Below are 17,203 nucleotides of genomic sequence, written 5' to 3'. Positions count from 1 at the left end.
CACAGCGGGGAGACTTGCGGTATACCCGCTCTCACGCCGATCACCGTCCTTCCAGATAGCCACGGGCGGGGGTGAGTCAAGCACCGATGGCCTCAACCGTGTGAGAAGCGCTGGCCGGATAAAGCACGGCGGCGACGAGCGAAATTCCCGTCGCGTGTGAGCGACGGGTGCTGGCCATGTGGGTGACGGTCGTTGCGCGTGCGGCGACGAGGCTGCAGGGAGCTCGGTGAGGGTCAGCGGTCGATGAACAGGCTGCCGGCATTTTCGAGGTAGGTTCGTCGATTGAGCCGTTCCGGGCGAACGCCCGCACGTGCGGGAGGAACAGAGGAGTAGTCGTCTCTACCTTCGAGGTCCAGAAATGCCCCGACGCTCGTATCGGTCCCCACGCCCAGTCCTCGATTGACGGCGTATTGGTCCGCGCCCCCTTCTTCGACGAAGAGCCCCCATCCACCCAGGTCGGCCATGCCCAAGCCGGTCGTGGCAGGCAGGTCGTAGAAGTCGCTATCCGGCCCGCCGTCGACGGCGAGTGCCACACTCCCGTCCCAGGCGGTGCCGCCGTTGTAGAACGGACCTTTCGAACCATAGCGGTCCTTGCCTTGATAATCGATCGTCAGACCGACTCCGAAATGGGCCGCACTGCCGTGACCATAGCGTGCCGCTTGATGCTCGTCGTCGCCGGCGAGGTCGAGTTTGACGCCCAGGCCGAAAAAGTACCCATGGCCTTGGGAAAAATTCGCACTGCGATACCGGTCCCGGCCTGCCATGTCTATCAGCAGGCCCCATCCTCCGGCCAGGCTCTGCGCCCGTTGCGCCGGTTGTTTGCTGAAGACGCGAAGCCCCGCTCCGGTTCCCAGTCCAAAACAATCATACTGAAACGAGGGGTCTTGGGGGCGAGCCTGAGGCGTGTCGCTGTCATTGTAGGCGCTGGGATAACGTCCGCCGCAATCGTACGCATCGTTGCCGGCCACATCGATCAGGGCGCCAACACCCAGCGGTCCCCCAAACCCGAGCGCGTACCCGTAGCTCGTATACCGATCGTCGCCGGCATGATCCACCAGGAGGCCGAATCCGCCGAACGCCGCACCCTGGGTAAATCGGCTTCCTTCGTAAATATCCTGCCCGTCTCCATCATACAGGATGCCGAGGCCTGCGAGGCCGACTCCGCCTGTGCCGGGCGCCAGCCGATAGGTGTCGTCGCCGCCCTGGTCGATCACGAGGCCGATACCCGCGCGCCCTGTCGCCAATCCCAGCGCAGCCGGTTGATAGGTGTCATTGCCGCTCAAGTCGATCACCATGCTGTTGCCGAGATCGCTGCTCGGGCTAGCGCCGACGAGTCCGCGATAACTGTCGTTGCCTCCCAGGTCGATGATCAGGGCCGCGCCCTTGTCGAGGTCGTAGGTGTTGGGACCATACCCGCCGATGACGAGCAAACCGTACGAGGTCTGCTGCACCAGCAGGAGATCGCCGGTAATGCCGGGGACGCTCTGTGCCACTGGTTTGCGATTGTGCAAGGCGATCTCCAGTTGCTGGAGGAATTTCCTATTGCCGAGCCGCGCCAGTCGCTGGGCGCCGGTGACCAATGCGCCGTAATCGACCTGCTGCATGAGCAGGGTGGCATAGGTGGCCGCCGCTTCAGCTTCAGCGAGTCGGGCCGGCGGCGTGATTTGGGGTGTGTACTGTTCGACCAGAGGCCTCGCCTGCGTGAAGAGAAACTCCCGGTCCTGTGGCGACAAATGACGCAGCGCCTGTTCGCGATCTTGATAGGCATGTTCGAGCACATCGGTGAGAAAGGTCAGCAACTCCTCGCTGGCGAGACTGACGGGAAAGGTGAGTGGTGCGAAGGAGGTGCCTGCGCGATCCATCCGACCTTCGAGAATGTCGATTACCGCGGGCAGACCTTCGACGCCAGATTCGGCGGCTGTGGCGGCCAACAACCCGGCCTGTTCGATCGCGGCAAGCCCTGCCCAAGGATCAGCCAGTGTGCCCAGGACGAGGCTTCGCTTGAACTTCGCCACCTTGTTGGATTGATCGGCCAGGCTCTTTCGCACGGCGGGGAGGGTGACGGTCAGGTTGTCCCTCAATTCCGGCTCGACGATGCTCTTGAGGCGTGCGACCGTCGCCTGTTGCTGCCGATCGATCTGTTGATCCGGTGGCGGCGTGACGGCAAACAGTTTCGACAGCTGGACACAGCCGCTCATCATGAACGATACAACCACGACCATGAGAACCGCGAGTCGCCGATCGAAAGCCTTGCGGCAATGCCTCCTCGGAACGATGACGGGCGGAGAGTCGTGGGGCTGCATCAATGGCGAGTGGAAACCGGCCCGTGAGGCTGAGGCGATCACAGGCGCACTCCGAGGGTGGTCTGGCGTTGGTTAGTCAAGGGAGGGACTATCATGAGGGGGAAGGATTCCCGCATCGCGCAAGCAATCGTCCGCCCAGGTTCGAATATCGTGCGCCGCCAGGTAGGTCCGCATCCGATGCATCCGATCTCGGCGTTGTTCCAGGGGCATTTCCAACGCCTGTCGAATCGAGTCGGCCACACCTTCCGGGTCGTAGGGGTTGATCACCAACGCATCGGTCATTTCTTCCGCTGCGCCGGCCATATGGCTGACCAACAACACGCCCTTCTCATCCACTTGGCTGGCCACGTATTCCTTCGCGACCAAATTCATTCCGTCATAGACTGAACTGACCAGGGCCAGGTCCGCCATCCGGTAGTATGCCGCCAGGGTGTCCATGCCGATCCGCCCTTCGCGAAGCTCGATCGGGCGCCACCGTGTGGCGCGGGGGGTACCGGAATGGGAGATACTCCCGTATCGCATGTTGATGTCGTTCACCGTTTCACGGATCAACTCGCGGTACTGTCGATAGGCCTCGAGGTCACCTCTGGTCGGCACGGCAATCTGAATAAAGGTGAACTGGCCACGGTATTGCGGGAACTGCTGAAAAAATGCGTCGATGGCCCAGAGGCGTTTGAGCAGGCCCTTCGTATAATCGAGCCGGTCCACGCCAAGCCCGATGCGCACCCCCGGTTGAAACACGTGGAGATTGCGCAGGACATCCATGGAGCGGGTGACCTGCGGTGATTGTGCCCGCTCGGCCCAGGTCTGAAAACCAATGCTGATCGGGCGGGAGACGACCCGGGTCGTATGCCCTTTATAGTCGAGATGGCAATCGTCTGCCTGGACATCTGCACCGAGGAACTCTTTCGCGCATTCGACGAATCCATGCAGGAAACTTTGTGTCTGGAACATGAGCAGGTCGCAGGTGAGCAGGGACTCGAGCAGTTCTCGCCGCTCCGGCAGAATGCGGAAGGCATCGGGGCCAGGCCACGGGATATGCCAGAACATTGCGACCGGCTGTTTCGGGCGCGAGGCCTTCACCATGCCAGGCAGCAGCGCCAGGTGAAAATCGTGCACCCAGACGAACCCTGCCTTTGTGTGCAGTTCGCCCAGCACCACTTCGGCGAAGCGGGCGTTCATGGCTTGATACGCATGCCAATAGGCTTTCCGGTAGTCGACGCGGTCCAAGGTCAGGTGGCACAGGGGCCAGAGCACCTGGTTCGCATAGCCCTGATAACCGCCCTTGATCTCAGCGGATTCCAACCAGACGCGGCGGAGCCTGTAGGTCGGCGCGTCCGGTGGCACTTCAACGGTCATATCCTCGTCCACCACGTCGCGGTCGGCCTTGCCGCTGCCCCAGGCGATCCAAGTTCCGCCGAGCCGCCGCATCATCGGATCAAGCGCCGAGACCAGGCCTCCGGAGGTGCGTTCCCAAATGAGGTGATTCTTCACCAAGCGATGTTCGTAGGGCTCGCGATTGGAGACAACGATGAGGCGCGCAAGGGAGATGTCGCTGTCCCGCTGTGCGGCTTCGAGGGGAGCCTGAGACGCATTCATGGGCCGCCCTCCATCGCCCGGGTATTCGGTACCGGTTGCTTCCTCGTCATGGATTGAAAATAGGAGCCTTTCGCGGTGCTGTCAAGCCGCCATGGTCGGGGGATGTGACAAGTGAAACGTAACACGTCTGTCTCGAACGAGACGGTACGAGGGACCAGCGAAGAGTATTCGTCCGCAGTATTCATGAGGGGTCGTTGCGAACTTGCCGAACTAGATTGCGAGCCCGCCGGCCGAAGGCCCGTCTCCGCAGGGACGCGGCGATTGCAGCAGAAATGCTCATGAATACTGTGGACTAACGTGGAGGAGAGTGTCTGTCCTGCGGTTTTGGTTTTCTGAGGCTGCCGGCGACCATGCGGAATTCGAACAGCCGGCATTCGATGGCGCCATTGAACAGGGGAATGCGGCGGGACGGAGCGAGGCGAAGCATACCGGGCAAATTCATGTCGGCGGTGAAAATCTGCACCGTCCAACCGCAAAAGTGCTGTTTCAGGTGGTCGCCGAATTGCGGATAAAAGGCTTGGAGTGATGCCGATTCTCCCATTCGATGGCCATACGGAGGGTTGGTGACAAGGAGTCCGGTTTCAGCCGGAGCGGGGAGTTCCCGCGCGTCGCCCTGCCGCACGGTGACGAATTCGCTGCAGCCGGCGATGGTCAGATTGGCTCTGAGCGACGTGAGGGCCTGGGCGCTCTGGTCGGCGGCGTGAATCAATTCCATCCCGGCGCTGAGCTCCCCGGCCTTGAGTTCGTCACGCAGTGCACTGGCGGTGCGGGGATCGTAGGAGAGAAACTTCTCGAACGCGAACCGGCGGCCGATGCCGGGGGCAACCCGGCGGGCCATCAACGCGGCTTCTACTACAAAGGTCCCGCTGCCGCACATGGGGTCGTAGAGGATGGTATCCGGGGTCCAGTGCGCAAGGCGCAGGATTCCGGCTGCAAGATTTTCCCGAATCGGCGCCTCTCCGGCCGACTTCCGCCAACCACGTTTGAAGAGCGGCTCACCGGAGGTGTCCAGGTAGAACGTGCATTGGGTGCGATCCAAGTAGACGGCGATGAGGATGTCCGGCGCATGGGTGTCTACGGAGGGACGTTTGCCCCTGGCAGACTGGAACCGGTCGCACACGGCGTCTTTCACGCGCAGGGTGACGAAGTCCAGGCTTCTCAGCGGACAGTGGTGCGCGCTCACCTTCACTTTGATTCGCTGTTGTGGGGTGAACCAGTCTTGCCAACGGACGGCGTGGGCGGCGTCATACACGTCCCGTTCATCGCGATAACTGCCTTCGGCAATACGCAGAAGGACGCGGCTGGCAATGCGACTTTCCAGGTTCACGCGATAGCAGAGCGCGAGGGGGCCGGCAAACGCGACGCCCCCTGCCGTCGGCTTCACGTCGGCGGCGCCCAGGTCCGTGAGTTCCTGAGCCAGCACGGCTTCGAGGCCACGAGGGCAGGGTGTAAAAAAAATGTGAAGTGTGTTATCCATTTCTGTCGTTCCGTCGTCCTAATCGGGGGCCTTCATGAAGTTTTGCAGCGAGTGTGGGGCCGGGCTGTCGAAACGAATTCCCCCCGGCGATAATTTGCCGCGGTTCGTCTGCGATACCTGTCAGGTCGTCCATTACGTCAATCCGAAAATCGTCGCCGGGTGCATTCCCGAGTGGGAAGACAAAATTCTGCTCTGCCGGCGGGCGATCGAGCCGCGCATCGGTCATTGGACCTTTCCTGCCGGATTCATGGAAATCGGGGAGAGTACTGAGCAGGCGGCCATCCGCGAAACGCTCGAGGAGGCGCATGCCGACGTGGAAATCACATCGCTGTATGCCGTGCTGAGCCTGCCCCGCATCAGCCAGGTGCACATGGTGTTTCGCGGTGTCCTCCGGAAGCCGGAATTCAAACCCGGCACCGAGAGTTTGGATGTTCGGCTGTTCGGATTGGACGAAATTCCCTGGGACGATCTCGCGTTTCCCGTCATTCATGAAGCGCTCGAACGGTACGTGGCGGATGTGGCTCGCGGCGCGTTCTCCATGCATTTCGGCAGCGTCTTTCCTCGGATGAAATCGTAGGCATGTTCAAGCACTCACAGGATGCTCAAAAAGGCCGTCCGGCGAGGCCGCAGCCATGCGAGTGGGCGAGGCGGACCCTTGCGATACGTTGAGCCTGCGAGGTGCGCGCCGCGACGAATACGGAGCGGCAAGTTTGCGCACGGGCGCGAGCCGGTGAGCGCCCAGTGTCTTCACCAAGCCGGCGCTCTTTTTCAGCATCCTGGCTAGTTGCGGCTGGGCATGATGAGTCCCAACTCTTCCGCCGGGGGATGGACGAAGCTGAACCCTCCGGGTTCCCGATAATCCACGGTCATCCCGCTGGTGCGGTGCGCGCTGGCCCGGTCCAATGCCACCGTGACCCCGTCAATCTGTTCCACCGCGTCATCGTCACGGGTCGTCGCCTCCAAGGTAATGGAAAGCGAAAGCCGTTGCGCGGTGACGTCGCGCACCGCAATCCGTACGACCGGATCATCAGGATGTTCCCGGATCAAGGCCCGCAAGCGTTCGAGGGCCGTGCGAGTGAGGTTCAGCATCGTTCTGCACCGGCTGCTCGAGCGCCGGGAGGCCGGTGCTGAATGTAGAGAATGTCGACCAGTTGCTCGGCGCGGTCGATCGAGTAAAAAATGCGCCAGTCGCCCACCGCGTATTTGTGGACGCCGGGCAAATCCGCCGCCACCGGTTCATGCCGTAAATTGTCGACGTTGGAAGCCAGCCACTTTGTTTTGTCGAACAACCGTTGCGCCATGGCCGTCTCGGCAGCGCTGAGATCGCCGATCACATCGGGGCGAAACGCGAGGCGGTACCAGGGCATGGTTACCACCGTAGGCCGAGCTTGTCGGCCACTTCGTCACCGGTGATCCGTTCTGCTGAGGCGAGGGATTGCTTGAGGCGGTCGCGGACGGATTCTCCGAGCGGCGCGCCAAGATCGGGGTCGCCGAGCAATGTGCGCAGCCGGTCATCGACCAAACTCTGCACCAGGTCTTTTAATTCCGTCACGCTCAGAGTGGAAAGTTCGCGGGCTGTTTCCGACATCGCATCTCCAGTAATGGGTCGAGCATACGGGTGCGGTTGCGTTAAATGCAAGAATCACCCTCGATCGTCGGGAAAGTCTATTGCACTATGATCTACACCATGACCTGCGATGTCACGGGGAGATGCTGGAATGAGCCCTTGCTCGACCTGGCGGCGACCGACGGATGTGCTGTCGACCCGTGTGTAGTAACGGGCTTCCATGGCCTACTGTCCGGTTCGAAAGTTCTTTCTCGGTATGGTAGGCTCCGCGGCGGCGGCATGTGCTGACAGGAAGTGGGGTGTTGATGCTCGATGCGCTTCATTCACGCGGCTGATCTCCATATCGACAGTCCCCTGCGCGGCCTCGATCGGTACGACGGTGCGCCCGTTGCGCGGCTACGGTCCGCGACCCGGAGCGCGTTCGAGCGGTTGGTGGACCGGGCGTTGGCTGAACGGGTGGATTTCGTCCTGATCGTCGGAGACATCTACGACTGCGATTGGCAGGATTTCCACACGGGCCTGTTTTTTCGTGAGCAACTGGTGCGCCTCGGGCGGGCCGGGATTCGAGTGTTCATCGTCCAGGGCAATCATGATGCGCAGGGCGTGATTTCGAAACAGTTGGCCCTGCCGCCGCATGTGACGGTGTTCTCCTCACGCACCGCGCAGACGGTTCGACTCGACGACCTGTCGACGGCGATTCACGGGCGCAGCTTTCCGGAACGGGCGGTCGATGAAGACCTGGTTCCATCCTATCCCGCTCCCGTGCCTGGCTTCTTCAACATCGGTCTCTTGCATACGAGTCTGACCGGGCGGGCCGGCCACGATACCTATGCGCCGACCGACCTGCCGACCTTGCTGAACAAAGGGTACGACTATTGGGCCCTGGGCCATGTGCATGCGCGGGAACTTCTGTGCGAGCGGCCGCGTGTTCTGTTTCCGGGAAACCTGCAAGGCCGCCATGCGAAGGAAACCGGTGCGAAGGGCTGTGAGTTGGTCACGGTGGAGGCGGGGCGGATCGAGAGTGAGTTCCTGGCGCTTGATGTCGTTCGGTGGAGTCAGGTGGCCGTGTCGCTGGATGGCATTCACAGGCTCGATGGCTTGGGCGAGGCGTTTCGGCGCGCGCTCGAACCGGCGCTTGCCGGGTCTCGGGATCGCTTGCATGCCGTGCGTGTGACCTTGACGGGATCCACGGAACTGCATCGGGTGGAAGCGAACCAACCCGGCACCCTGGCTGCGGCCATGTATGGCGCGGCCCAGGATATCGGTGAGGCGGAAATATGGATCGAACAGGTGCGGCTGGAATTGGCCGCGCCGCTGGATCGCGCCAGAACCGCGGAGCGCCAGGATGCCGTGGGTGAATTGGTGCGGCTCGTGGACTCGATCGTCGGGGATGAGGCGGAATTGCTTCGGCTGGTACAGGACGAAGTCGGGAATCTGCTGGGTTCCATCCCGCAAGAGGTGGCGGCCGGCGATGTGCCGAGGCTCGACGACCTGACCGAATTGAAGACCCTCGTGATGGATGCCGAGGCGACCGTTCTGGCGCGCCTGACCAATTCCGGAACAGAGCGATGAAGCTCCTCAAACTCCTGCTTCAGGCCTTCGGCCCCTTCACCGACAAGACGCTGGATGTGTCGGACGGCCGCACCGATCTGCATCTGGTGTACGGACCCAACGAAGCGGGAAAGTCGTCGGCATTACGCGCCATGATGGACCTGCGATTCGGCATTCCCCTGCGCAGCCCGGATGATTTCGTCCACGCGGCAAGCGATCTGCGCATCGGCGGGATTTTCCTCACGCAAACTGGGGAACGGGTCGGATGTGTGCGGCGCAAGGGCAAGGGTGTCACCCTCTCGCGGCTCAATGTCGACACGGAGCAGCCGGATGCGGCGCACCCCCTTGCAGCCGGGCTTGAACGGGAGTTGACCGGCGGGATGGAGCGAGGCGAATTCGAAGCCATGTTTGGCCTCAACCACGCCCGGTTGCGCGAAGGGGGGAAGATCCTGCTGCGCGGCGAGGGAGATGTGGGGGTGGCTCTGTTTGAAGCCAGCGCGGGAACAAGCGGAATCGCGGCCCTGTTGGAAGCGTTGGAGGTCGACGCCAAAACACTCTACAGCTCGCATGGCCGGGCGCAGAACGCGGTGATCAATGACGCGCGTCGGCGCCTGGATGAGCAACGGCAGGTCTGGCGCGATGCGCAAACGAAACCGGCGGAATGGCAGACCCTGAATCGGGCGCATGATGCCGCGGTGGCGGCGGTGTCCGAGGTCACTCGAACGTTGGAGACATTGCGTCGGCGAGAGCATGAGTTGACCGAACTGCGGACGGTCGAACCCCTGTTGCGGGAATCTGCTGCGGCGTCGACCTTGTTGGTCTCGCTGGCCGGCGTGCCCGATTTGCCCGAGCAGGCGAGAGAAGAACGGTTGGCGGCGTTGCAGGCGCTCGAGCATGCGCAACGGAATCTGAGAGAGGCGGAGAGCGAGAAGGAACGATGCATCGTCGCGCTCAAGGACCTGGTGTTGGAGCCGTTGCTGATCGAACATGCGGGAGCCATCGAACGCGTGGTGACGGCGGCGGCTGCCGTGGGTGGTGTCCGGACTGAGGTGCAACAGGGCCATGCGGTGATCACCAGGCTTGAGAGCGACCTTGCCTTGTCCGTTGCACGGCTGGCTCCGGGACGGGAGGTACGGCAGGTACTGGAAGCCGTGCCTGCCGCCGCTGATCGGCTTGCGTTGGACGAGCATCTGGCGCAGGTGAGTCGATTGAGCGACCGCCTTGAGCAGTATCGTGAGCGTGCCGCGGTGCTCGATGCGGCGGTGCACACCGATCGGGAGGTCATCGCCCCACCGGGTGATCCTGCTGCCAGACAGCGTCTCACCTCTGCCCTTCGAGGCGCGCAGTCGCTGGGCGATGTGGTCCGCCGGCAGAGTGAGGGAGAACGTCAGCTCCGCGAACTGGAGTCGATGCTGGAACGGGCGTTGGCTGATGTCGGTCTCGCCTCCGATCGAGCGCTGCGGGCCACTCAGCCGCTCCTGGACGCGCAGATTGCCGAGACGAGGAAAGAACTGGCGGACGTGGACGCTGCCATCAGTACGCTGCAGGAAGAGCAGAAGTTGCTGGAGCGTGACCTGGATGGACAACGATTGCGACTCAGGCAACTGGCTGCCGAAGGGGAAGTGGTGACAGCCGAAACCTTGCGTCAGGCTCGTGCCAGACGAGACGATGGTTGGATGTCCATCCGCAGGGCGTACATCGACCAGGTGCGTGATCGGGATCAACTGCCGCTGGGATTCAATGCGACCAGGGTTGCTCCGGAGGCCTTCGAGGCCGCGGTGGGTGAGGCGGATCGGCAGGCCGATCTGCTGCGAGCCGACGCGAAACGTGCCGCCGGCCTTGAAGAATGCTCGGGGCGCATCGAGCTGATGGAAACGCGAGGCACGGACATCGATCGCCAGATCACCACGCTGAGGACAAGCCGCGAAGATATCCTGATCGCGTGGGCAGGCCGCCTGAAACAGGCGGGGCTGCCTGACCTCGCTCCGGAACCGTTACGGGAATGGCAGGGGCGACGGATCGATGCCTTACGGTTGGCGGAGCGGGTGAGCGCGATGCAGGATGATCGAGAGCGATTGCGGCAAGAGGCGCGCGAAGGCGTAGCGACACTCGCGAGCGCGTTGTCCGAGCTTGGATATGCCGTTGGCGAGGTGAATGGGTCCGCCGTGCACGCGCTGCCGTCGCTGATCGACGAGGCGATGAGATGGGAACGGCAGGCGGTGGGAGCGGATGCGGCCTGGAGTGCGAAGAATCAGGCGGCGGAGGCCCAACGGGTTGAGCGTGAACAGGTGATCCGATCGATTGCCGAGACGGAGGCAGCCTTACAGCGTCATCGTGCGGCGCTGGGGGAGTGGCATGTGCGGTTGTGTCTCTCTCCTGAAACGGTTCCGGATGCCTTCAAGGTGCGGCTTGATGAATTGGACGGTCTGGCGCGTCAGGCGGCGGCGTTGAGTGAGGCGCGGCAACGGCAGGCGCAAGCGCAGGCTATTCTCGATGATGTAGTGATGCAAGCCAATCAGGTTGCCGCCTTGCTGGGGGAAGCGGCTCCTCACGTTGTCGACGACTTTGCAGATCGGTTGCGGACCCGGATGATTGCAGCCCGGGCCTCAGAACAAGAGCACGGGACCCTCGTCCGCGATCAACGCAAGGCTCAGGATCTGCGCCGGCGTGCGGCATCGGAGCTGGCCGGGCAGCGGGGGACGTTAGCACGACTCTGTGCCGCAGCCGGCGTCACCTCCGCCGAATCGTTGCCGCAGAGCGAGGAGGCGGCGTGGCGCAAACGTGAGGCGGCCAGATCGCTGGCTCAGGCGCGGCAGCAGCTGGCGCAAGCCTCTTCCCGTTCGGAAGAGGACCTGCGTCAGTGCCTGGCGGGTCGTGACGCCGTGACCATTGAGAGCGAGCGGGAGCGATGCCGCGCTGACATCAAAACGAGCGAGGAAGCGCAGGCTGTCGCCCGGCAGACCGAGGAGCAGACCCGCCGGGCAGTGGAAGCCATTGATGCGTCCGATCGCGCCGCATTGGCGAGGGAAGCCATGGAATCCGCTGCGGCCCGGTACCGTTCAGCCATCAGACCGTGGATGAGGCTGAAGCTGGCTCGCGCATTACTTCAACAGGCTGTACGCCGGTTCCGAGAACGGGCGCAGGCCCCCATGATGATGAAAGCCTCCGCGTATTTTTCACTGGTCACTGGGGGCGACTATGAACGGGTCATGACCGACGAGAGCGAGGCCCACTCGATGTTGTGCGCGGTGCGGGCCGGCGGCGCACGCGTCACGCTCGATGAAATGAGCGAGGGGACGGCGGATCAACTGTATCTCGCACTCAGACTGGCAGCCCTCGATGTCCGGCGTTCGGCGCATCCGCAGATGCCGCTGGTGCTCGATGATGCGCTCATCACCTCGGATGACCGCCGTGCGGCGCACATCCTGCGGGCCTTGGCGAGGTTTGCGGAGAACAACCAGGTGCTGGTCTTTACCCACCATCGCCATTTGCTGGAGGTGGCGCGCGAGGCAATCGGGGAGCACGCGTTTGTCGCGCATACGTTGTAAGGGTAGATGGGCGTTCGGCGGGCCGTGCGGAGTATGACCGCAGGGCCTGTGAATCGTAGCGGTGAGGGAGGAGCAAGGATGCAACGGTTGAAGGGCAAGATTGCGATCGTCACCGGCGGCAGCAGCGGTATTGGGAAGGCGATCGCGTTACGCTTCGCTCAAGAGGGGGCCACGGTCGTAGTGGCGGCGAGGCGATTGCCTGAGTGTGAAGACACCGTCGCGCAGATCAACGCGGCCGGCGGGAACGCGCTGGCGTTGCAAACCGATGTGGCCGAAGAATCCCAGGTCGAACACCTGGTGACTGAAACCGTTCGCCGTTATGGACGGTTGGATATTCTCGTGAACAATGCCGGAATTTTCGGCGGGCGGCGGATCGCAGAGACCACCCCTGACGCGTTCGACGAGGTCATGCGGACCAATGTGCGCGGCACCTTCCTCTGCTGCCGGGCGGGGTTTGCCCAGATGAAAACGCAGGGAGGCGGAACGATCCTCAACATGTCGAGCGTGGCCGGGGTGCAGGCCTGGAGAGGCACCGGAACGTACAGTGCCTCGAAACATGCTGTCATGGCGCTGACGAAGTCGCTGGCGGACGAGGGGCGAGAGCACCGCATCAAAGTCAGTGCCATTTGTCCAGGGGGTGTGGCGGACGAATTGGTGGATGCGACGGCGAGGGCACGTGCGGAGAGTGAGAAGATCGACCCCTTCGATATCGCAGAAACCGCGCTGTACCTGGCCTGCCTCGGCCCGCAAGCGGTCGTGCACCAGATTGTGGTTGATCGTCTCGGCGCGGACTGGTAGTCGGCTGTTGAAAAAGTCCGCTAGCGACCTTGTCGCTTCGTTCAGAGGCTCACCGTGCGAGCAGCGTACGATTCTCCTCTAGGACATTGGGCGCTCACTGACTCGCGCCCGTCCGCAGACATGACGCTTATGCTTCTTCGCGTCGTGAACCTCTCTGCTGCTTTTTTGAACAGCCTACGAAGAACTCGCACCGAAACACATCATCGCAACCATCATTGAACCGTGCCAGGGTGACGGCTGATTGTCGTCACCCTGCGCTATACCACCTTGGCGATCGAGTGCAGCGATTTCGGCTTGTGGAACAGGAGCGGGGGGCCCAGCGGAAGAATGGCGTGACCCGTGAAAGCCTGGGTCAAACTCCCGACGGCATGATAAAAGGCCATCAATCCAACGATGATATGTCCCCACCCAGGCAGCAGTTCGCTGATGAAATCGAGCCGGGCAAAGGTGGTGGCAAGGAACGTCAGGGTAATGACGACGTGGAGCGCACTGAGCGTGAGGTTTCGATAGGCCGTGAGAAAGATCATGACCCCGGAAAAGACCGCATAAACCAGATTGATCGGGGCATAGAGCACGGCATCAAACTGAAAGGTGGTACTCGCGCTCACGAGCTTCACGGTGCAGAGCGTGATCCATAGGAAACCGTACATCGTCAGCGCGGTGCCGCCTAACTGTTCGTTGTAACGAATGTCGGTAATGCCGGCCAGGACCTGTACCACCCCGCCGAAGATCAGGGCGATAACCAGCGCTCCGACCATGTTCTTGTGTTGAATCCATCCTAATTGCGCCACTCCGAGCGTCAGCGCGCCCACTGCCAAGCCAAAGAGTCCGATGGCCAACACGTCGATGCGCCGGCTTTGATTGTCCTCATTCATGGGCTGGTCCTCTGTTGATGGTGAAAGAGGCCCGGGGCACACCTGCCTCGTCCCGGGGGAATAAACGGACGCAGCATGCGAGAGCCGCGGGAAAAATACAAGGGAAATGTCTAGGGCCGGTCGGGTGCGGCCGAGAAGTCAGTCGTCGTGCGGCGGAAGCGGCGGTGGCTGTATTGAGCGGGCCGAAGCCAAAAATGTTCGCAACCGCTGCGCCTGGAGTGGTTGGACGGCCAGAAAGTGCACTCCGCAGTTAGTCCCGCGGGACCAACGCACCGCGGCAAGATCCACTAAAACCGGCAACTCCTGAGGCGAAATCATCAATCTGAGCGAGAGGTAGGTGTTGACCGGTAACGCATCTTTCGTCTCGATCCGGCAGCCCTCCGCAGAGAGATCCAGGAGCCGGCCTTCGCCGTTGGTGATCGAACTGGGAGAGAGAGACACTCGATAGTGAACCATCATGGACATGCGGGCGTGTCTATCCTTGCTACAAACTGTGGCTGCGTAGCGCTGCGGCGCCTGGCGTGCCGGCGACACGAATGCCAATCGCCTAGAAGTGCTATCAATATTGGAGGCCTGTCGCGTGACGCTGTCGTGAGAGACGAGGAGCGCGTGCGGGCATTCATTGTTCCGGAAGAATGACATACCACGCCGGCTGTTCAGGTGCGATCAGGATAATGTCTCCGACCATTCGGCGTTGGGGAAATCCCTAGGTCTCTGACCAGCCGGAATGACGGCAGTCACTAAAGGCCGTGACGGTGAGGTGTCGCTGTAAGACAGGGGAATATTGTATAGGAACCGGCTGGTTCTCGATGGTGCTGTCTGTCAGCCCGCCTGCGTGGCCGGGTTTCTTCCGCTTGACTGGGCTGTAGCTCCGGCACAAGCTAGTAGGGTCCCGGCGGTGAACAGGCAGCCGGGGCAATCCCTTCCCGTCGAGTGTTTTCCGGCATGTCCTCTATCGGAATCCGTGGGTACGTCTTTCAGCTGTTTGTGTTGGAGGCGTCGCTGTTTCACCGATCAACAGGGAGGTGTCGTTATGAAAGCCTCATCTTTCATATACACAGGAGTGCTCGGCCTGGTGTTTGCCGTTGCTCCGGCGTTCGCGAATCCGGCACTGCTGCCGCAACATCCGGGCTACCCGATGGGCAAGGCGAGCGATCCGGTCAACGGTCAGTCCCTCGCCAACGACCCGGGGCGGACCAACGCGAGCGGGGAGTCGGCGTTAGCCGGGGCCGCCGCATCCGATGAACGCCATGTCTCGCAAAAACTTCCGAGCAACGACCAGAATCTCCGTGTCCTGGAGAAACCGGGCGCCGGTGTGTTGCCGAAAGTGCAGGGGCCGAATATCGTCATCGACCCACCGGTGAAGGAAGCGACGAAAGTGCAGGCCTCGCCCAAGTAGTCGAATCGATGGGTGCGGGATGCTGTGAGGTGCCGCAAGGCATGCCAGGTGACCACCGCTGGAGCCCATGTCTTGCGGTTTCCTCCAGTCCCTTCCTGTAATTTGATTTTCAGTTCCCTGCCTTTTAGAATGCCGCCACTCATCACGAAACGTTATGCCGACCAAGACTCGCGCGTCCAAATCAGCTTCGCGGCGCAAGAAGCAACCATCGAAATCCTCCGTTCCGCTCCTGCGCGGGCCGAAACAGCGTTTTCAGAACCGGTTGCTGAAGTGGTACAAGGAGCACGGCCGAGACCTGCCCTGGCGAAAGACCTCCGATCCCTACCATATTCTGGTCTCGGAGGTGATGCTTCAGCAGACGCAGGTGGATCGTGTCATTCCCAAGTACCATGAGTTTCTGGAGCGGTACCCTTCCTTTGCAGAGCTGGCCGATGCCCCGGTCGCCGAAGTGAAGCAGACCTGGTATCCGTTGGGCTACAACATTCGCCCGGAACGGCTGCACAGCATTGCGCGTGAAACAGTCGCCCGCTATGGTGGGCAATTGCCGAGTGATGCGGATGAACTCTTGTCCTTCAAGGGGATTGGACGATACACCGCCGGCGCAATCCGCTCCTTCGCGTTCAACGAGGACGCGCCGATTCTCGATACCAACGTGATCCGCGTGTTACACCGGGTGTTCATTGCCGAAGGAGACCCGAAGGCGCAAAAATCGGCGCTCTGGGAACTCTCCGAAGCGCTGATTCCTCGCGGCAAAGGCTATGATTTCAATCAAGCCATTATGGATTTCGGCGCCACGATCTGCACGGCTCGCAATCCCTATTGCCTGCTCTGTCCCATGAAGACGTTTTGTAAAACGTATCCCTTCGATGGGACCAAGTAACCGGGGCACCGGGACCGTGCTCGTCCCGCGACGAGGTGTTGGTCGCGGCGGATTCGTGGCCCACGCGTCAGGGAGCGTGATGAAAGTCATCGAAGTGGCGGCAGGAATCATCGCACACGAAGGGCGCTACCTGATCGCGCGCCGGAAGGCGGGCGCTCATCTTGGCGGGTTCTGGGAGTTTCCCGGCGGAAAGCGGGAAGTCGGAGAAACACTCGAGGAATGTTTACACCGGGAATTGTGGGAAGAGCTGAACATTCGTATCGGGACGCCGACGCCGTTTCAGATCGTCAGGCACGAGTATCCGGAGAAGGTGGTGGAGCTGCATTTTTTTTGTTGCCGGATCGAGACCGGGACCGCGGTGGCGTTGGATTGTGCGGAAGTTCGATGGGTCTCTCCTGATGAAATGGCGACGTTCGAGTTTCCTCCGGCCGACCAGCCGGTGATCGCCGCGCTTCGAGCGGGGAAGGCGTAATTCCCGATGAAGGTCGTACTGGATATCGAAACGGTGCAGTCGCCCAAGGATGAATGGGCCCGCATTGCCGGACGTCAGCTGACCTCCGGAGAGGCTACCTTTGATGAAACGGGCGGCGACCTGTTTGCGGTCGGAGAGGCGCAGGCTCAGCAGCGTCTCGAGGATGAGTTGTACGAGAAGTCGTCCTTCGACGGGACGTTCAGTAGGATCGTCTGCATCGGCCTCCTGGAGTTTTCCGACAACCTCGAACCGCGCGGCGCCACCTCCTGGTACGGCGGGAACGAGCAGGAGCTTTTGCGACGTTTCTGGGCTCATCTGGGACAGGTTCGTCCTTCGTTGTTCATCACCCATAACGGACTCAACTTCGATCTGCCCTTCATCAAGAAACGATCGATCATCCACCAGGTCAAACCGAGCATGGAGATCAATCTGGCCAAGTTTCGGACGGAGCCAGTCTATGACACCATGGCGATCTGGAGCAATTGGGACAACCGTGGGTGGGTCAAATTAGACGTGTTGGCCCGGGCGTTGAATGTGGAGAACAAGTCCGGAAGTGGATCGCAGGTGGCGCAGATGTGGGCGGCCGGGCAGGGGCGGGAGATTGCCCTCTACTGCCTACAGGATACCTATGTCACGTATGGCTGCTATTGCCGGATGAATTTCAAACAGCCGAATTCGCGCGAAGTGGTGCTCTTGAGGCCGGAGCTGATCGATGTCGGGTGACTGACGGTTGG

At 61.6% G+C, this 17,203-nt stretch carries 16 protein-coding genes; 8 read left to right on the top strand and 8 right to left on the bottom strand.

All coding sequences use genetic code 11. The annotated features are described in order from the left end of the window. Positions 1-233: 233 nt before the first annotated feature. The 3 genes from JNL86_07885 to JNL86_07875 form a co-directional block, all read right to left on the bottom strand. The gene (locus tag JNL86_07885; GenBank protein ID MBL8042823.1) at positions 234-2,222 is read right to left on the bottom strand and encodes a hypothetical protein; all 1,989 of its coding nucleotides are present in this window, start codon (positions 2,220-2,222) and stop codon (positions 234-236) included. Between the two features lie 153 nt (positions 2,223-2,375). Further along, the gene (locus tag JNL86_07880) at positions 2,376-3,902 is read right to left on the bottom strand and encodes a trehalose-6-phosphate synthase (GenBank protein MBL8042822.1); all 1,527 of its coding nucleotides are present in this window, start codon (positions 3,900-3,902) and stop codon (positions 2,376-2,378) included. Positions 3,903-4,194: 292 nt separating this feature from the next. Next, positions 4,195-5,379 carry a class I SAM-dependent RNA methyltransferase gene (locus JNL86_07875; protein MBL8042821.1) on the bottom strand — a complete coding sequence of 395 codons (1,185 nt, stop codon included), beginning with the start codon at positions 5,377-5,379 and terminating at the stop codon, positions 4,195-4,197. Positions 5,380-5,413: 34 nt separating this feature from the next. On the opposite strand from JNL86_07875, the gene JNL86_07870 reads away from it, so the two are divergent. Then, the gene (locus JNL86_07870; protein MBL8042820.1) at positions 5,414-5,956 is read left to right on the top strand and encodes an NUDIX hydrolase; all 543 of its coding nucleotides are present in this window, start codon (positions 5,414-5,416) and stop codon (positions 5,954-5,956) included. 203 nt (positions 5,957-6,159) lie between these two features. On the opposite strand, the gene JNL86_07865 is transcribed toward JNL86_07870, so the two are convergent. From JNL86_07865 to JNL86_07855, 3 genes are read right to left on the bottom strand one after another with little or no spacing between them, the layout of a single operon-like run. After that, entirely contained in the window at positions 6,160-6,468 is a 309-nt protein-coding gene (locus tag JNL86_07865; protein MBL8042819.1) for a hypothetical protein, read from the bottom strand. Beyond that, positions 6,462-6,746 carry a type II toxin-antitoxin system RelE/ParE family toxin gene (locus JNL86_07860; GenBank protein ID MBL8042818.1) on the bottom strand — a complete coding sequence of 95 codons (285 nt, stop codon included), beginning with the start codon at positions 6,744-6,746 and terminating at the stop codon, positions 6,462-6,464. The genes JNL86_07865 and JNL86_07860 overlap by 7 nt, the downstream gene beginning before the upstream one ends. Positions 6,747-6,748: 2 nt before the next feature. Then, positions 6,749-6,967 (bottom strand): hypothetical protein, encoded by a 219-nt coding sequence (locus tag JNL86_07855; GenBank protein ID MBL8042817.1) that lies wholly within the window; start codon positions 6,965-6,967, stop codon positions 6,749-6,751. A gap of 291 nt (positions 6,968-7,258) precedes the next feature. On the opposite strand from JNL86_07855, the gene JNL86_07850 reads away from it, so the two are divergent. The 3 genes from JNL86_07850 (at position 7,259) to JNL86_07840 (ending at position 12,843) form a co-directional block, all read left to right on the top strand. Beyond that, complete coding sequence (locus JNL86_07850; GenBank protein ID MBL8042816.1) at positions 7,259-8,518, top strand: DNA repair exonuclease; 1,260 nt, start codon at positions 7,259-7,261, stop codon at positions 8,516-8,518. Next, positions 8,515-12,045, top strand: a complete 3,531-nt coding sequence (locus JNL86_07845) for an AAA family ATPase (GenBank protein MBL8042815.1) — start codon at positions 8,515-8,517, stop codon at positions 12,043-12,045. The genes JNL86_07850 and JNL86_07845 overlap by 4 nt, the downstream gene beginning before the upstream one ends. A gap of 78 nt (positions 12,046-12,123) precedes the next feature. Beyond that, a complete protein-coding gene (locus tag JNL86_07840; protein MBL8042814.1) occupies positions 12,124-12,843 on the top strand; it encodes an SDR family oxidoreductase in 720 nt (239 codons plus the stop codon). A 257-nt stretch (positions 12,844-13,100) separates the two neighbouring features. Here the strand turns inward: JNL86_07840 and JNL86_07835 are convergent, their stop codons facing one another. After that, positions 13,101-13,718 carry an acetate uptake transporter gene (locus JNL86_07835; GenBank protein ID MBL8042813.1) on the bottom strand — a complete coding sequence of 206 codons (618 nt, stop codon included), beginning with the start codon at positions 13,716-13,718 and terminating at the stop codon, positions 13,101-13,103. A 138-nt stretch (positions 13,719-13,856) separates the two neighbouring features. Then, positions 13,857-14,183 (bottom strand): PilZ domain-containing protein, encoded by a 327-nt coding sequence (locus tag JNL86_07830; protein MBL8042812.1) that lies wholly within the window; start codon positions 14,181-14,183, stop codon positions 13,857-13,859. Between the two features lie 568 nt (positions 14,184-14,751). Here JNL86_07830 and JNL86_07825 point away from each other — a divergent pair. The 4 genes from JNL86_07825 to JNL86_07810 all read left to right on the top strand — a co-directional run bounded on the left by JNL86_07825 (position 14,752) and on the right by JNL86_07810 (position 17,192). Beyond that, complete coding sequence (locus tag JNL86_07825) at positions 14,752-15,117, top strand: hypothetical protein (GenBank protein ID MBL8042811.1); 366 nt, start codon at positions 14,752-14,754, stop codon at positions 15,115-15,117. 154 nt (positions 15,118-15,271) lie between these two features. Further along, positions 15,272-15,997 carry an A/G-specific adenine glycosylase gene (locus tag JNL86_07820; GenBank protein ID MBL8042810.1) on the top strand — a complete coding sequence of 242 codons (726 nt, stop codon included), beginning with the start codon at positions 15,272-15,274 and terminating at the stop codon, positions 15,995-15,997. Positions 15,998-16,073: 76 nt separating this feature from the next. After that, a complete protein-coding gene (gene mutT, locus JNL86_07815; protein ID MBL8042809.1) occupies positions 16,074-16,469 on the top strand; it encodes an 8-oxo-dGTP diphosphatase MutT in 396 nt (131 codons plus the stop codon). 6 nt (positions 16,470-16,475) lie between these two features. Next, positions 16,476-17,192, top strand: coding sequence for a ribonuclease H-like domain-containing protein (locus JNL86_07810; protein MBL8042808.1), 717 nt, complete (start codon positions 16,476-16,478; stop codon positions 17,190-17,192). The last annotated feature ends 11 nt before the right edge of the window (positions 17,193-17,203 follow it).

This window comes from Nitrospira sp., from assembly GCA_016788885.1.
GTDB lineage: Bacteria > Nitrospirota > Nitrospiria > Nitrospirales > Nitrospiraceae > Nitrospira_A.
Note: the sequence above shows the minus strand (reverse complement) of the source record. Positions and strands in the feature narration are given on the sequence as shown.

Coding starts and splice junctions, on each gene's coding strand:
- JNL86_07850 (MBL8042816.1), top strand. CDS start 7,259: ATGCGCTTCATTCACGCGGCTGATCTCCATATCGACAGTCCCCTGCGC.
- JNL86_07870 (MBL8042820.1), top strand. CDS start 5,414: ATGAAGTTTTGCAGCGAGTGTGGGGCCGGGCTGTCGAAACGAATTCCC.
- JNL86_07810 (MBL8042808.1), top strand. CDS start 16,476: ATGAAGGTCGTACTGGATATCGAAACGGTGCAGTCGCCCAAGGATGAA.
- JNL86_07855 (MBL8042817.1), bottom strand. CDS start 6,967: ATGTCGGAAACAGCCCGCGAACTTTCCACTCTGAGCGTGACGGAATTA.
- JNL86_07820 (MBL8042810.1), top strand. CDS start 15,272: ATGCCGACCAAGACTCGCGCGTCCAAATCAGCTTCGCGGCGCAAGAAG.
- JNL86_07875 (MBL8042821.1), bottom strand. CDS start 5,379: ATGGATAACACACTTCACATTTTTTTTACACCCTGCCCTCGTGGCCTC.
- JNL86_07845 (MBL8042815.1), top strand. CDS start 8,515: ATGAAGCTCCTCAAACTCCTGCTTCAGGCCTTCGGCCCCTTCACCGAC.
- JNL86_07865 (MBL8042819.1), bottom strand. CDS start 6,468: ATGCTGAACCTCACTCGCACGGCCCTCGAACGCTTGCGGGCCTTGATC.
- JNL86_07880 (MBL8042822.1), bottom strand. CDS start 3,902: ATGAATGCGTCTCAGGCTCCCCTCGAAGCCGCACAGCGGGACAGCGAC.
- JNL86_07835 (MBL8042813.1), bottom strand. CDS start 13,718: ATGAATGAGGACAATCAAAGCCGGCGCATCGACGTGTTGGCCATCGGA.
- JNL86_07840 (MBL8042814.1), top strand. CDS start 12,124: ATGCAACGGTTGAAGGGCAAGATTGCGATCGTCACCGGCGGCAGCAGC.
- JNL86_07885 (MBL8042823.1), bottom strand. CDS start 2,222: ATGGTCGTGGTTGTATCGTTCATGATGAGCGGCTGTGTCCAGCTGTCG.
- JNL86_07860 (MBL8042818.1), bottom strand. CDS start 6,746: ATGCCCTGGTACCGCCTCGCGTTTCGCCCCGATGTGATCGGCGATCTC.
- JNL86_07825 (MBL8042811.1), top strand. CDS start 14,752: ATGAAAGCCTCATCTTTCATATACACAGGAGTGCTCGGCCTGGTGTTT.
- JNL86_07830 (MBL8042812.1), bottom strand. CDS start 14,183: ATGTCCATGATGGTTCACTATCGAGTGTCTCTCTCTCCCAGTTCGATC.